This window comes from Tardiphaga sp. 172_B4_N1_3, assembly GCF_052076035.1.
Lineage (GTDB): Bacteria > Pseudomonadota > Alphaproteobacteria > Rhizobiales > Xanthobacteraceae > Tardiphaga > Tardiphaga robiniae.
The window spans coordinates 3,188,738-3,203,916 of sequence record NZ_CP197238.1; the positions used below are offsets into that span (position 1 = coordinate 3,188,738).

At 63.5% G+C, this 15,179-nt stretch carries 15 protein-coding genes; 6 read left to right on the plus strand and 9 right to left on the minus strand.

All coding sequences use genetic code 11. The features are described 5' to 3' along the window. Positions 1-77: 77 nt before the first annotated feature. On the minus strand, positions 78-1,037 hold the full coding sequence (locus tag AB7783_RS15080; RefSeq protein WP_441278083.1) for a hypothetical protein: 960 nt from the start codon (positions 1,035-1,037) through the stop codon (positions 78-80). Positions 1,038-1,211: 174 nt separating this feature from the next. Between AB7783_RS15080 and AB7783_RS15085 the strand changes: the two genes are divergently transcribed. Next, a complete protein-coding gene (locus tag AB7783_RS15085) occupies positions 1,212-1,823 on the plus strand; it encodes a glutathione S-transferase family protein (protein WP_441278084.1) in 612 nt (203 codons plus the stop codon). A gap of 3 nt (positions 1,824-1,826) precedes the next feature. On the opposite strand, the gene AB7783_RS15090 is transcribed toward AB7783_RS15085, so the two are convergent. The 3 genes from AB7783_RS15090 to AB7783_RS15100 are packed head-to-tail and all read right to left on the minus strand — an operon-like array spanning position 1,827 to position 3,838. Beyond that, complete coding sequence (locus AB7783_RS15090; protein WP_441278085.1) at positions 1,827-2,324, minus strand: TPM domain-containing protein; 498 nt, start codon at positions 2,322-2,324, stop codon at positions 1,827-1,829. Next, the gene (locus AB7783_RS15095; RefSeq protein WP_441278086.1) at positions 2,324-3,205 is read right to left on the minus strand and encodes a TPM domain-containing protein; all 882 of its coding nucleotides are present in this window, start codon (positions 3,203-3,205) and stop codon (positions 2,324-2,326) included. Before AB7783_RS15095 ends, AB7783_RS15090 begins: the two co-directional genes overlap by 1 nt. A 24-nt stretch (positions 3,206-3,229) precedes the next feature. Then, the gene (locus AB7783_RS15100) at positions 3,230-3,838 is read right to left on the minus strand and encodes a LemA family protein (protein WP_441278087.1); all 609 of its coding nucleotides are present in this window, start codon (positions 3,836-3,838) and stop codon (positions 3,230-3,232) included. A gap of 188 nt (positions 3,839-4,026) precedes the next feature. Between AB7783_RS15100 and AB7783_RS15105 the strand changes: the two genes are divergently transcribed. The 5 genes from AB7783_RS15105 (at position 4,027) to glgA (ending at position 10,890) form a co-directional block, all read left to right on the plus strand. Further along, positions 4,027-5,589: an AMP-binding protein gene (locus AB7783_RS15105; protein ID WP_441278088.1), complete on the plus strand. Its 1,563-nt coding sequence runs from the start codon at positions 4,027-4,029 to the stop codon at positions 5,587-5,589. A 199-nt stretch (positions 5,590-5,788) separates the two neighbouring features. Continuing rightward, complete coding sequence (locus AB7783_RS15110; RefSeq protein WP_175368385.1) at positions 5,789-6,292, plus strand: helix-turn-helix transcriptional regulator; 504 nt, start codon at positions 5,789-5,791, stop codon at positions 6,290-6,292. Further along, entirely contained in the window at positions 6,289-7,695 is a 1,407-nt protein-coding gene (locus tag AB7783_RS15115) for an MATE family efflux transporter (protein WP_231079783.1), read from the plus strand. Before AB7783_RS15110 ends, AB7783_RS15115 begins: the two co-directional genes overlap by 4 nt. Before the next feature lie 183 nt (positions 7,696-7,878). Continuing rightward, on the plus strand, positions 7,879-9,270 hold the full coding sequence (locus AB7783_RS15120) for an MFS transporter (RefSeq protein WP_441278089.1): 1,392 nt from the start codon (positions 7,879-7,881) through the stop codon (positions 9,268-9,270). A 198-nt stretch (positions 9,271-9,468) separates the two neighbouring features. Beyond that, complete coding sequence (gene glgA / locus AB7783_RS15125) at positions 9,469-10,890, plus strand: glycogen synthase GlgA (protein WP_089265318.1); 1,422 nt, start codon at positions 9,469-9,471, stop codon at positions 10,888-10,890. A gap of 150 nt (positions 10,891-11,040) precedes the next feature. Here the strand turns inward: glgA and cnbZ are convergent, their stop codons facing one another. The 5 genes from cnbZ to AB7783_RS15150 are packed head-to-tail and all read right to left on the minus strand — an operon-like array spanning position 11,041 to position 15,114. Continuing rightward, positions 11,041-11,796 carry a 2-amino-5-chloromuconate deaminase CnbZ gene (gene cnbZ, locus AB7783_RS15130; RefSeq protein ID WP_441278090.1) on the minus strand — a complete coding sequence of 252 codons (756 nt, stop codon included), beginning with the start codon at positions 11,794-11,796 and terminating at the stop codon, positions 11,041-11,043. 26 nt (positions 11,797-11,822) lie between these two features. Beyond that, positions 11,823-12,539: an ABC transporter ATP-binding protein gene (locus AB7783_RS15135; protein ID WP_441279703.1), complete on the minus strand. Its 717-nt coding sequence runs from the start codon at positions 12,537-12,539 to the stop codon at positions 11,823-11,825. Between the two features lie 7 nt (positions 12,540-12,546). Further along, positions 12,547-13,308, minus strand: a complete 762-nt coding sequence (locus AB7783_RS15140; protein ID WP_089265320.1) for an ABC transporter ATP-binding protein — start codon at positions 13,306-13,308, stop codon at positions 12,547-12,549. After that, positions 13,301-14,251, minus strand: coding sequence for a branched-chain amino acid ABC transporter permease (locus AB7783_RS15145; protein ID WP_441278091.1), 951 nt, complete (start codon positions 14,249-14,251; stop codon positions 13,301-13,303). The genes AB7783_RS15140 and AB7783_RS15145 overlap by 8 nt, the downstream gene beginning before the upstream one ends. Continuing rightward, entirely contained in the window at positions 14,248-15,114 is an 867-nt protein-coding gene (locus AB7783_RS15150; protein ID WP_068735300.1) for a branched-chain amino acid ABC transporter permease, read from the minus strand. The genes AB7783_RS15145 and AB7783_RS15150 overlap by 4 nt, the downstream gene beginning before the upstream one ends. Positions 15,115-15,179: the final 65 nt, after the last annotated feature.

The following is a 15,179-nucleotide window of genomic DNA, read 5'->3' on the forward strand; positions in this document are numbered from 1 at the left end:
CACGTCGGGAGGCTAGCCCAAAAGAAAGGCCGCTGCACCAGCAGCGGCCTGAACGCATTCGTCGCTAGAAGGGTGGATCAGCGGGCGACGATCAGGCCCTTGGAGGTGACCACCGTCCAGCGGCCGTCCTGTTTGCGGATCGCGTCGATGCGGCCGAGTCCCGGAACTGGATCGCCGGCATAGACTTCGAAGATTCCGGCACGGCCCTCGATGGTGGCGCCGCCGCCGGCGATGTCGATGATACGCCAGCCTTCGACCATGGGCAGGCGCGCAACTTCGGGCTTCGGTGTCGGGGTCGGCACCGGGGCGTTGATCGAACCTGTCACTTCCTTGGCCGGTGCCGAGGCAACCGGTGCAGGGGCCGGCGCGGGCGCAGCAGCCGGCGGCGGCGTGGTGCGCAGCTTTTCGACGGTCTCGCTCAGCTTCGCGAGTTTCGCGGCCGGTTCGGCCTGGCCCTTCTCAAGCTTGTCGAGACGCTCGGCAGACTTCGCGCGCGCCGCAATGGACTGCTTGGCGTTGCGGTCGACCTCGGCCTTGAGCGCCGAGAGTTCGCCGTCGAGACGGGCAATGTGTTCTTCCAGTGCCTGGTTGGTCGACTTGGTGTCGTCGGCGGCAAACAGCTTGCCGAGGCCCGACATGGCCACCGAACCGCCGACTGCGCCGACGGTGATACCCAGCGCGATCATCGCGGCAATCGCCATCATCCGGCTGCGGCCAGCCTTCTCTGCCGACTCAATCTTCGGCTCGGAATTGACGAAGTCTTCCCAGGAGCGCTCGCGCGCCGCATGCTCACGGGACGCGCCCTCATGCGGGCCGCTGTCGCGGGAGGGAGCCATGATGGTGATCCGGCCGGGCGCTCCGAGCTTCGGCGCCTCCCTCTTTGGCATCTGGGCGGGCCGCTCCTCGCCCTGCTCCGGTGCGAGCTTCGGCGAATCCACGTGAATGTCAGCATCGTGGGAACCGGCCGCCGCCGCCGCGCCGGTGTCGACGTGATCGCCGCTGACGTCTGGGGTGGAATCGGCCTTGTGCTCGCTCACGATCAAATTCTCCGGAATAGATGAACACTTTGGTAACTTTCATTGCTTGCCAAATCCTTACCGGGTGCAGTGCTTACGAAAATTTCACCTCTTGTCCGGCGATGGGAACCGTTGCTTGACGCGCACGCGCCCCGCCCGCACAACACCAGCAAACAGAACAATCGGGGAAATGCCATGAAGCTCTACGATTCCATCGGACCGAATCCGCGCGTGGTGCGCATGTTCTTGGCCGAGAAGGGCATCAGCCTCCCCGTCCAGACCGTCGATCTTGCTGCTGGCGAGAACCGCGAACCCGCGCATCTGGCGCGCAATCCGCATGGGCAGATGCCGACGCTCGAACTCGACGACGGCGCCTATGTGTCCGAAACCGTCGCGATCTGTGAATATGTCGAGGAAACACATCCGATGCCGCCGCTGATCGGCACCACGCCCGAGCAGCGCGCCGAGGCACGGATGTGGCGGCAGCGCGTCGATCTCAACATCTGCCAGCACATCGCCAATGGCTATCGCTTCGCCGAGGGATTGAAGCGCTTCGAGACGCGCATCGTCTGCGTGCCCGAAGGCGCGCCCGGCCTGAAGACAATCGCCATCGACCGGCTGCACTGGCTCGACGGCCAGATGGGCGGCAAGACCTTCATCTGCGGTGAGCGGTTCACGATGGCAGATATCGTGCTGTTCTGCTGGCTCGATTTCGCCGACAAGGTGAAGCAGCCCTGGGATCGCGGGAACGCGAATATCGCCGCGTGGTTCGAGCGCGTGATCACGCGGGAGTCGGCGAAGGCGTAGCGACTACAACACCACCGGCGCGTCGGGCAGTTCGTTCGCCGACGCTGCATCGCGCGGGAAATGCGCCTGAAGATGTTGCGTCACCGCATCGATCCCCTTGATCACGCCGCGCTCGAAATGTCCGGCGCGGAATTCCGCTTCCATCATCTGGCAGATCGTTTCCCAGCCAGCCTTGCCGACACGGGCATCGATGCCGCGGTCGACCACGATCTCGACATCGCGATCGGCGAGCAGCAGATAGATCAGCACGCCGTTGTTATGCGCGGTGTCCCAGACGCGCAGTTGCGCGAACACATCGATGGCGCGTTCGCGCGCGGATTGATTGCGGAACAGCGGCGCGCCGTCGAGCGCGCCCTCGACCACGAAGCGGATCTGTCCGGCATGGCTGGCTTCGGAGGCCTTGATGGCCTGTTCGATCGCCGCCAGCGATTGCGGCGGGAACGCCTTGCGGACCCGCGAGCGATTGCCGAGCAGATGGTTGCCGATGCGTTTCAGGCTCATCACCAACTCCCCGAAGCGCCGCCGCCACCGAAACTGCCGCCGCCTCCGCTGAAGCCGCCGCTGCTCGATGAACTCCCTGATGACCAGGAACCACCGCCGCCTCCGATATAACCACCACCGCGGCGTCCACCGCCTCCGCCGCCCGACATGAGGGCCTCGCTGATCAGCGTAAAGAAAAACGCGACCGCGCCGAGAATGCCGCCGAACAGCAGGCTGCCGGCGACCAACCAGACCACCGTGGTGACGAGCCCGCCGGTCGCCAGCGAGCCGAACAGCCGGCCGAAAATGTTGCGCAGGATGCTGCCGAAGATCAGAACGCCGAACAGCAGGAACGGCGCATATTCCACGATCTGATCGAGGGCATTCGAATTGCCCTTCCATTCGTCCGGCGCCGGCAGCGGCTCGCCGTCGACCACCTTGATGATCTGGTTGACGCCGGCTGTGATGCCACCCGCGAAATCGCCGGTCTTGAAGCGCGGCGTGATGATCTCGTCCATGATCCGTTTCGTGGTCACGTCGGTCAGCGCGCCTTCGAGGCCGTAGCCAACTTCGATGCGGAGCTTGCGATCGTCCTTGGCGACCAGCAGGATCGCGCCGTCATCGACTTTCTTGCGGCCAATCTTCCAGGCTTCGGCAACACGGATGGAGTATTGCGCGATGGCTTCCGGCGCCGTGGTGGGCACGATCAGCACCACGATCTGGCTGCCCTTGCGCGACTCGAAATCACGCAGCGTGCTGTCGAGCGATGCCTGTTCGCCCTGGCTCAGCGTCGCGGTCTGATCGACCACGCGCCCCGTCAGCGCCGGCACAGCCACATCGGCCAGAGCGACGGCGCTCCAGCACAGCAGCAATGCCAGGAGACAGGCTTTGATCGCCTTCATCGGATCGGCCTGATCGGCACCGGCCTATTTCGCGGGCGCCGGCGTCGGGTTGAAGTCGACCTTCGGCGCGGCCGAGATTTCGCTCTCATTGGCGACGGAGAAATTCGCCTTCTCCTTGTAGCCGAACATCATGGCCGTCAGATTGTTCGGGAAGGTGCGCACGCCGACATTATAATCCTGCACCGACTTGATGTAGCGGTTGCGCGCCACAGTGATGCGGTTCTCGGTGCCTTCGAGCTGCGACATCAGATCCTTGAACAGCGCGTCCGACTTGAGCTGCGGATAGTTCTCGGTAACCACGAGCAAGCGCGACAGCGCGCTGGAGAGTTCGCCTTGCGCGGCCTGGAATTTCTGCAGCGCGGCAGGATCGTTGACCACATCAGGCGTCGCCTGCACCGAGCCGACCTTGGCGCGTGCATTTGTGACGCCCAGAAGAACGTCCTTCTCCTGCTGCGCGAAGCCCTTCACGGAATTCACGAGATTCGGCACGAGGTCCGCGCGACGCTGATACTGGTTGACCACCTCCGACCAGGCCGACTTGACCTGCTCGTCATTGGTCTGGATCGCGTTGTAACCGCAATTGGTCAGGCTGAGGGTCGCCAGTGCGGCCAGCACGGTTAAAAACTTGCGCATGAAATTCTCCTGTGACGCGGCTCAAATGGCTCGACCGCTTCTAGCACAGGCAAACGACGAAAGCCGCCACAAGTTCATCGCGAATGCTGCAATGCCCATACGGGTTTATGTTTGCATGCCCGGCATTCATTGTTAGCCTTGCCACAACCATCGGCCCACAGAAGCCGAGGACATTTGGGGAGGTTTCCATGACGGACGTGCTGAACACGTTTCCGACGGTCGGGGCGCAGACCTTGCGGGCGCTGGCGCGCTATCCGGATCGCATCGCTTTCAGCTGGCCCGGCGGCTCGATCACCTATCGCGGCACCACGGACCTGATCGGGCGGCTGCAGAATGTGTTCATGAACCTCGGCGCATCGCCCGGCACGAAAGTGGCGCTGCTCACGGCCAACCGCGCCGACACCTGGTGCGCCGGCGTCGCCGCGCAACTGACGCGTTTCGCAATCTCCTGGCTGCATCCGCTCGGCTCCCTGCAGGACCAGATCGACCAGATCGAGGACGCCGAAGCAACGATCCTGATCATTGACGCCGACAATTTCCTGCAACGCGGCGGCGAGCTCGCCTCGCGCGCACAGGGCCTGCAACACGTATTCACGCTGGGCCGTGCAGACTACGGCATCGATCTGCTGAAAGTCGTCGGCTCGGGCGGCAGCGCCACTGCGCGGGACTTTGCACAGGTCGATGATATCGCCGTGCTGAACTACACCGGCGGCACCACCGGAAAATCCAAGGGCGCGCTGCGCCGGCATCGCGAAGTGTCGGGCTTTGCCAGCGCCATTCTGTCCGACTTCGAGATCCCGGACACGCCGAGCTATCTCACGGTTGCGCCGATCAGCCATGTCGCCGGCACCAAGGTGCTGCCGACGCTGATGCGCGGCGGCACAGTGCACATGCTGAAAGGTTTTGATCCCGAGGCGGTGCTCAAGACCATCGAGCGCGAGCGGATCAATTTCACGCTGTTCGTGCCGACCATGATTTATGTGTTGCTCGACCATCCGACGTTGTCAAAGATCGATCTATCGTCGCTCGATCTCGTGCTTTACGGCGCATCGCCGATGTCACCGAGCCGACTGGTGGAAGGCATCGAGCGGATCGGCCCGGTGTTCTCGCAGCTCTACGGGCAGACCGAATGCTATCCAGTGTCGGTGCTGCGCAAGACGGATCATGATCCGAAGAAGCCCGAACTATTCCTGTCTTGCGGCTTCCCCATCGCAGTCTGCGATGTGCGCATTCTCGACGATGACGATCAGGAGGTCTCGCCCGGCGAAGCCGGCGAGATCTGCGTGCGCGCGCCGCATGTGATGAAGGAATACTGGAAGCGGCCGGAGCAGACCGCGGAGACGCTGAAGAACGGCTGGCTGCACACCGGCGACATCGCCCGCGCCGACGAGCGCGGCTACATGTTCATCCTCGACCGCAAGAAGGACATGATCGTCTCCGGCGGCTTCAACATCTTTCCGCGCGAGATCGAGGATGTGTTGACCACCCATGCAGATGTCGCCATGTGCGCCGTGGTCGGCGTGCCCGACGACAAATGGGGCGAGGCTGTCACCGCCATCGTGGTCGCGCGCGGCGGCGCGAAGCCGAATGCGGATGAGCTGATCAATCTGGTGAAGACCCGCAAGGGTTCGGCCCATGCGCCGAAGCACATCAAGTTCGTGACGGAGCTGCCGATGACCGGCGTCGGCAAGATCGACAAGAAGGCGCTGCGCGCGAGCTTCTGGGTCGGGCGCGAGCGGATGGTGGGGTAAGGGCTTAGCACTAACGCCGTCATTCCGGGGCGCGTGTGCATCTTGCGCACGCGAACCCGGAATCTCGACATGGCTGAACACTTCGGGATTCCGGGTTCGCCTGCCAGCGGCTTCGCCGCTGACCTGCGCCCCGGAATGACAGTGGAGGGTCACCACCAAGTCACTTGCATGATGATAGTTACTCCCCTATCTTCCCACCATGGAGCGCAAGAGTTTCGAAAAACTGGAATGCCCGGTTGCCCGCAGCCTTGAGCGCGTCGGCGAGTGGTGGAGCATTCTGATCATGCGCGACGCCATTTACGGCATGACGCGGTTCGACCAGTTCCAGAAGAACCTCAACATCGCGCCGAACATGCTGACCCGTCGGCTGGCAGTCCTGGTCGAGGCCGGGCTGCTGGAGAAGCGGCTATATTGCGAAAAGCCACCGCGCTACGAATATATCGTGACCCCGCGCGGCCGGGATTTCCGCTCCGTGCTGTGGTCGCTGCAAAGCTGGGGCAACCGGCACTTCGCGCCTGAGGGTGAAAGCGTTGTTCTGATCGACAAGGAGACCGGCGAGACCGCCGATCCCATCCTGGTCGACCGCCGTACCGGCAAACCAATCACCGAAGCCACCCACGCCAATGCGCCCGGCCCTGCCGCCAGCGCACGCGTGCAACGGCGGCTCAGCAAACCGCGCCCGCAGAAGGACGGATCACCATGAAACTGGAAACGCCGCAGGCCATCGTCGCCGCTACGGCCGCGCCCGTCCACGAGATGAACCCGCGGACGCGGATGCTGCTGCAGGCGCCGATCGCTTCCACGCTGGTCAAGCTCGCCTGGCCCAATCTGCTGGTGATGCTGGCGCAGGCCTCCACCGGCCTGATCGAGACCTGGTGGGTATCGCATCTCGGCTCCGACGCGCTGACCGGCATGGCGGTGGTGTTTCCCGGCTTTATGATGATGCAGATGCTGTCGGCCGGCGCCATGGGCGGCGGTATTTCCTCGGCGATTGCGCGTGCGCTCGGCGCGCGGCGCACCGACGATGCCGAAGCACTGGTGATGCACGCGACCCTTATCAATATCCTGCTCGGCCTGATCGGCTCGGCGATCTTCCTGATCTGGGGCCGTGCGATTTACACGGCGATGGGCGTCAGCGGCGGCGCGCTGGACGCGGCCATGCAATATTCCAACGTGGTGTTCGGCGGCAGCGTGCTGGTCTGGTTGATGAACGGCTTCGCCAGCATCATCCGTGGCACCGGCAACATGCTGGTGCCGTCGCTGTCGATCTGCATCGGCGTCGTGCTGCTGATCCCGCTGTCGCCGCTGCTGATCTTCGGCTGGGGACCGATTCCGGCGCTGGGCATTGCCGGCGGCGGCTGGGCTGTGGTGCTGTCCACCTTCACCGTCGGCGCGGTACTCGCCGGCTACATTCTCTCCGGCCGCTGCATCGTCCATTTCAAACTGGCGCGGCTGCGCTGGGATCTCTCAGCCGACATCTTGCGCGTCGGCGCCATCGCTGCGGTGATTTCGCTGCAGACGAGTTTCACGGTGCTGCTGACCACCGCGCTGGTCGGCGGCTTCGCCGGCGGCGACGCCGTGGCGGGCTTCGGCACCGGCGTCCGGCTGGAATATCTGATGGTGCCATTGGCGTTTGGGTTTGGCGGACCGCTGGTGGCGCTGGTGGGCACCAATATCGGTGCGGGACAGGAGCAGCGCGCGCTGCGGGCGGCGCTGATCGGCGGCGGCATGGTGTTCGTGATCACCGAAACCGTCGGCCTGGCGGCGGCGATCTGGCCGGCCGCGTGGCTCGGCCTGTTCGGGTCGGATCCGCAGATGATCGAGACCGGCAGCGCCTATCTGCGCATCGTCGGCCCGGCCTATGGCTTCTTTGGCCTCGGCCTGTCGCTGTATTTTGCCTCGCAGGGCGCCGGCAAGATGCTCTATCCGCTGCTGGCCGGCGTGCTGCGCCTCCTGATCTCGATCGGCGGCGGCTGGCTGGCGCTGCGGCTGACGGGATCGCTGACCTGGCTGTTTGCCTGCCTGACATTCGCCTTGGTGGTCTACGGCACCATCATCGTCACGGCGGTGGCGTCCGGCACCTGGTTCAAGACCAAGCCGGTCTGACGGCGATGTGATCGCCAGCGATGTAATCGCCTGACAGCGATGTGATCAGCCGAAAGCGGATTTTCCGCTGGGAATAAAGATGTGCATATGCCTCATGCAGTTGCACGCCTGTAGGGGCAAAGCGAACTATCCTAGATAGCGCGGATCGGCGGTCAGTTCGGCCGCACCCAGGAATCCCCAGCTATGGCAGACGGTATCGTGGCACAGGCTCCCCAGCCGACGGAAGGGCTGACGCCGAGCCAGCAGCGTTGGGCGCGGCTTGCCATCTTTACCGCCCTGGCCATGGCCTCGCTCGATACCGCCATTGCCAATATCGCGTTGCCCTCCATCGCCAGCGACCTGCATGCCACGCCAGCGGACGTGATCTGGGTCGTCAATGTCTACCAGATCGCCATGGTCGCCACGCTGCTGCCGTTCGGCGCGCTGGGCGAGATCGTCGGCCATCAGCGCATCTATCTCGGCGGACTGATCCTGTTCACGATCGCGTCGGTCGCCTGCGCATTCGCGTGGTCGCTGGACACTTTACTGTTCGCGCGGGTGCTGCAGGGCCTCGGCGCCGCCGGCGCCATGAGCGTCAATGCCGCGCTGGTCCGTGTGGTTTATCCCCCAAGCCATTTCGGCCGCGGGCTCGGTCATAACGCCCTCGTCGTCGCGACGGCCTTCACCCTCGGCCCCACTATCGCCTCGGGCATCCTGTCGGTTGCAACCTGGCCCTGGCTGTTCGCGATCAACCTGCCCTTCGGCCTCGCCGCCATTGTCATCAGCCTCAAGACACTGCCAAAGACCACGCGCGCCACCCATCGTTTCGATTTTCTCGGTGCCCTGCTGACCTCGCTCTGCCTCGGCCTGCTGATCCTCGGCATCGACAGCGCCGCCCATCACACGGCGCCATCCATCGTCGTCGCAGAACTGGTTGCCGGCCTGTTGTTCGGGTGGCTGCTGCTCCGCCGGCAGGCCGATCACCCTGCACCGATGCTGCCGATCGACCTGTTTCGCCGCCCATTGTTCGCGCTGTCGGCGGCCACGGCGGTTTGCTCCTTCTCCGTCCAGGGCCTCGCCTTTGTGTCGCTGCCGTTCTATTTCGAAGAAGTTCTGCATCGTTCGGCAGTCGAGACCGGCTTCTTCCTGACGCCCTGGCCGCTGGTCGTCGGCATCATGGCGCCGATCGCCGGCCGGTTGTCGGACCACTATCCCGCCGGGCTTCTTGGCGGTATCGGCATGGCCCTGCTCGGCATCGGCATGGTGCTGCTGGCCACCCTGCCGCCCGATCCGAGCGTCGCCAATATCGTCTGGCGGATGGTGATCTGCGGCGCCGGCTTCGGCTTCTTTCAGGCCCCGAACATGAAGGCGATCATGTCGAGCGCGCCGGCCGGCCGCAGCGGCGGCGCCAGCGGTATCGTGGCCACCGCCCGGCTCACCGGGCAGAGCATGGGCGCGGCACTCGCCGCCTTCTGCTTCGGCCTGTTCGGCCATGGCGGCGCGACCTGGGCGCTGGCGCTCGGCGCCGGCTTTGCCGCGCTCGGCTGCGTCATGAGCTTCCTGCGGCTGATCGTCCCGTCGTCACCCAGTCACTGATTTCAGAGATAATTTAGCGAACTCACATTTCTCTTTTGCAATGCCGTATTAAGTGATGTGATATACTGCAGTGCAGAGACAGATATTTTGCAGCGCAAGTAACAAAACTGAGTTCCATTGCCCTTCGGTTCCGTAAGTACCCAAAGACGCTGGACCAGTTTCGTATCCTTGTAGCCGCGGCGGGCACGAGGGCATTTCTTGAGGGTACTGTTCGTCACTCCAGAGATTGACGACTTCATCCGGGTGGGCGGCCTTGCAGCCGTGTCCGCCGCTCTCCCTAGAGCCCTGCGCATCTGGACCGACGTTCGCATCATCCTTCCCGGGTACCGCGACGTCGTCACGCAGTTCCCCGACATCGAGATCGTCGGCGAATGCCCGGCACTGGCGGAAATGCCGGCTTGCTCGGTCGGCCTCGCAGCGACCAAGGACGGTCTGCCGATCTATATCTTGCTGTGCCCGCAGCTCTACGATCGTCCGGGCAATCCCTATGGCGACGCCTGCGGCCGCGACTGGCCGGACAACGACATCCGCTTCGCGCGCTTCGCCTCCGCCGCTGCACTGCTCGCCTCCGGCAAGCTCGACAAGAACTGGTCGGCCGATCTGGTCCACGCCAATGACTGGCAGGCGGCCTTGGTGCCGGCCTATCTCGCCTGGAGCGGGGTGAAGATCCCGACCATCCTGACGATCCACAATCTCGCTTATCAGGGCCTGTTTCCGAAGTCTTCGCTGCGCCGGATCGGTGCACCGGCGGAGTCGTTCCATATCGACGGGCTGGAATTCTACGACAAACTCTCCTTCCTCAAGGGCGGGCTGATCTACTCATCGCACCTCACCACGGTGAGCGAGACTTACGCGCGCGAGATCACCACGCCGGAACTCGGTTGCGGGCTGGAAGGCCTGCTGACCAAGCGCTCCAACGAGTCGCGCCTCACCGGCATTCTGAACGGCATCGATGAAAGCTGGGACCCGCGCGTCTGCGCGGAGCTCATGAGACCGTTCGGCGCGGGCGACTGGGAAGCCAAACGCGCCAATGCCGATGGGGTACGTCAACAATTTGGGCTCGCACTCTCCCGCGGGCCCATTTTTGGTTTGGTCGCCCGCCTCGTGCATCAGAAGGGTGTCGACCTCGTACTGTCGGCCGCCGATGCCATCGTATCCGCCGGCGGCCAGATCGTCGTGACCGGCCGCGGCGAAACCGAACTCGAGAATGCGCTGATGGACGCGCATCGCCGCCGTCCGGATGCGATCGGCGTCGCCATCGGCTTCAACGACCGCGAGGCGCGTCGGATTTTCGCCGGCAGCGACTTCACGCTGATGCCGTCGCGCTTCGAACCCTGCGGCCTGAGCCAGATGTATGCGCAGCGCTTCGGCTCGCTGCCGATCGGCCACCAGACCGGCGGTCTCGCCGAAACCATCGTCGATGGCGAGACCGGCTTCCTGTTCACGCAGCCATCCACCGAGTCATTTTTGGGCGGGATCCTGCGGGCGTTTGCGACCTACGGATCGAAGGACCGCCTGAACTCGATGCGCCGCAGCGCCATGTCGAAATCGTTCAGCTGGAATATTTCTGCCGCCAGCTACAGCGCGCTGTATCGCAAGACGATCGTCGCCGGGGTGTGATACCTGCGAGAGTCTCGAGCTGCGCCGTTGTCTATCGATCCGTCATTGCGAGGAGCGAAGCGACGCGGCAATCCAGTCTTTACCTACTACCAAGGAAGACTGGATTGCTTCGTTACGCTCGCAATGACGAAGGATAGGCCTAGACCTTCGTCAGACTTCCACCACGCGCTCCACATGCACGCGGCGGCAATCCATCTCGTATTCGAGATCGACGACTGGCGGGCGGTTGAAGTGCCAGGTCAGGCCGTTGCGGAACACGCCGCGGCGACCGAGCTCGCTTTCGAGCAGCGCATAGACGTCCCGCACGGTGTAGAGCTGCGCGCCGGTGGTCTGATCCCAGGTGCCGGAGAATGCGCTCATGCGGCGCTCCATCTCGTCGAGCACGAACTTGGCTTTTTCCAGCATGCCCGACGGGCTGATGTCGCCAAGGCGCACCGTGTTGTCGCGATAGTCGCCCTTGCCCTCAGCCGCTTCGCCGCTGCCGGCGATGACGAAGGACGCCGGCGCATTCGGCGCAACGGTCGTGAACGAAAAGGCGTGGAAGCCGGGCTCCGACGGCGGATCGATCTTCGGACACACATTGCTGCGCGCGATCGGATTCACGCGATCCTTCATGACGCCCCAGTCTTCGAGGGTCTTGATGTAGATCTCGTTGAAGTCGATGAAGCCCTGCTCGGTGAAAGGTGCCGGCGAGCGCAGCTCGCAGGCCGCAAAAGCGGTCAGCGGCCGGCCGGCCGCCTTGATGATCTCGGCAACCCTGGCGAAGCCTTCCTTCAGCGGAACGACTTTGGAGAAGCGCACGCGCTCCAGCGCGAAGCCGGGCAGCGCGCCGACGCCGCAGGAATACTGGAACACGCCCGGCATGTAACGGTAGCCGCTATTGGGGGCTTCGACGGTCTCGATCATGTTTGCCTCTTGCGATGAAATCAAAGTCAGTCTTCGAGGACGCCGAGATAGGCGTCGCGAATGATGGGATCGGCCAGCAATTCGGCGCCCTGCCCGGTGCGCACGATGCGGCCCATATCCATGATGTAGGCGTGATGGCAGAGGTCGAGCGCCGTGGTGACGTCCTGCTCGACCAGCAAGATCGACATACCTTCGCTGTTGAGCTGCCGGAGCGCGGCGACCAGTTGCTCCACCAGCAGCGGCGACAGGCCGAGCGAGAGTTCGTCGATCATCAAGAGACGCGGCGAGCTCATCAACCCGCGGCCGATGGCGCACATCTGCTGTTCGCCGCCGGAGAGCGTAGCTGCTGCCTGATTGCGGCGCTCGCGCAGTTTCGGGAAGGTCGTATAAACGCGATCCAGATCGCGATTGAGCTCGGAGCGGCTGACACTGCGCGAATAGGCGCCCATCAGGAGATTGTCCTCGATGCTCATGGCGCCGAACAGCCGGCGTCCTTCCGGCACATGGACAATGCCATGAGCCAGCATCTGTGCAGCTGTCGCCTTCGACAGATCGACGCCTTCCGAGATATATTTACCTGATATCAGCGGGATCAGCCCGGACAGTGCGCGCATCAGCGTGGTCTTGCCGGCGCCATTGGAACCGATCAGCGCGGTGATCTCGCCGGAGCGCACCGCCATGTCGATGCCCCACAGCACCTGGATTTCCCCGTAGCCGGCGCAGACCTGATTGAGTTCGAGCATCGGATGATCAGCCACGGGCGGCGTTCCGTTGTGCATATTGCTGGCCCAGATAGGCATCGACGACGGCGGGATCCTTGATGATGTCGCGCGGTGCACCGTCAGCAATCAGCCGTCCGTTATGCAGCACCGCGATGCGGGTGCAGACATTGAGCACGACCTTCATCAGATGTTCGATCATCACGATGGTGATGCCGTCGGCGGCGAGCTGATGGATCAGCTTGGTAGCGCGTTCGACCTCGGCGCTGTTGAGGCCGGCATTGACCTCGTCGAGGAACAGCAGCTTCGGCTTCATCGCCAGCGCCTTGGCTAGCTCCAGCCGCTTGCGCATGGCCAGTGTCAGCGTCGCCGCGGACTGGTCGGCCTGCGCGTCGAGGCCAACGAATGCGAGATGCGCGCGAGCGGCCTCGCGCGCCGACTTCAGGCTCTCGCCCGGTTGCGAGAACAACGCGGCCGCAGCGACATTGTCGAGCGCCGAAAATTCCGCAAAGGGCTGCACGATCTGGAAGGTGCGCGACAGGCCGAGCCGCGCGGACTGATAGGTCTTGATCCGCGTGATGTCCTTGCCATCGAAAGTCACAACGCCCGAGCTAGCCGGCGTTACACCGCAAATGGTGTTGACCAGCGTGGTCTTGCCGGCGCCGTTAGGGCCGATCAGGCCGACCACCTCGCCCTTGTTAACCGACAGCGAGACATCGCTCAGCGCCTTCAGCCCGCTGAAGTTTCGCGAGACGTTGCTGAGATGCAGGATTTCGTGACGGATCTCAGACATGCTTTGCCTTTCGTCCAGTCAATCCGCGCCAGATCTTGCCGGCATGGAGGGATATCAGCCCATGCGGCAGGAACAACAACAGCAGGATGATGAGGACGCCCAGCACGCCCGAATGGATCTGGATGTAATTGCGCCAGACCACTTCCTCGAGGCCGAGATAGACGAAGGCGCCGCACACCACGCCGAGAGGCGAGCCGAGCCCGCCCATCAGCGCCATCACGATCGGCTTCACCGAATAGAGGATGTCGAACACATCGGACGGATCGATGTAATGCACCCAGGCCGCATAGAGCCCGCCGGCCGCACCGACGAAACAGGCGGACAGGCCGAAAGCCACGGCCTTGTAGAGCGTCGAGTTGAGACCGACCATGTTCGAGGCCGTCTCGTTCTGCCGGATGCAGTTGAGACCGAAACCGAGCTTCGACATCGACACCACGATGACGACGATCGCGGTGATCAGCAGCAATCCCCACATCGCGTAAAAGAAGAACGTCGCGTCGGAGAGGACACTGGAGCCAGACACCAGCGGGATATTCAGGCCCATGCCGCCGCCGGTGAGGTCGGTGGCGTTGTTGACGAGTTCGCGAAACACCTCGACCAGCGACAGGCTGGCGATGGCGAAGTAATGGCCACGCAGCCTGAGCAGCACGGCGCCGAGCGCCGCAGCCAGCACCAGACACAGCACAAGCGAACCAAGCAGCGACACGGTGAGCGGCACGCCCTTGTTCATGAGAATGCCGGTGGTGTAGGCACCGAGCCCGAAGAAGGCCGCCGTCGCGAAGGACGGATAGCCGGCGAAGCCACCGACGATATTCCATGACAGCGCGAAGATCGCATACATGCAGGCCATGGTGCCCAAGCGCAGCGCATAGGCGTCGCCGAACAGCGGCAGCGCGGCAACGCAGGCAATGAGGATGAGAAGCGCGATATTGGTCCGGGTCATTCAAAACCCTTTCGGCCGAGCAGGCCCTGCGGCCTGACGACAAGGAAGATGATGAGCAGGACGAAAGACAGCGTCACCGCATGGGCCGGCCCGAGATAGACCGAGCCCACGCCCTCGACCAAAGCCAGCAAGATGCCACCTGCCAGTGCACCTGACACGCTGCCAAGACCGCCGAGGACACAGACCACGAAGGCCTTGCCCAGATAGGCCGATGAGGTCAGCGGCGAGATCGGGAAGATCAGCGCCATCAGCACACCGGCGCAACCGGCCAGCGCGGCACCGAGGCCGAAGGCGATGGCGTAGATCGATTTGACATCGACGCCCATCAGCACGGCAGCGTCGCGGTCGAGCCGGACCGCAACGATGGCGCGACCGACTTTCGAACGCCGCAGCAGCAGATAGAGCAGGAATGTCAGCGCCAACGCTGAGGCGGTTGCGATCAGACGGTCGACGGGGACGACGACGTCGAAGATCGAGATCGATCCCGTGGGCGGATTGAGGATCAGCTTCCGGTAGTCGGCCTTGAAGTAATAGATCATCGCATTGTTCAGGATCAGATCGAGCCCGAAGGTCAGCGTCAGCGTCACCAGCACCGGCGCGGTGATGACGCGGTTGAGCAGCAGCCGTTGCAGCAGATAGCCGAACACGAAAAAGGCCGGCGCGGCGATCAGCAGCGCATACCACGGCGACAGGCCGAGCGAATTATAGGCCCCCCAGGCCAGATAGGCGCCGAGCACAATGAAGGAGCCGTGGATCAGGTTGATGACGTTGAGCACGCCCCAGACCAGCGAGAAACCGATCGCGATACAGGCATAGAGACATCCAAGCACGAGTGCATTGATCAGGACCTGAATGGCCAGCATGTGGATTCCCCGCCGGTCTTAGCAGACTTGCTTGAGCATGACATTGTCCGAAAACCGGTATCCAC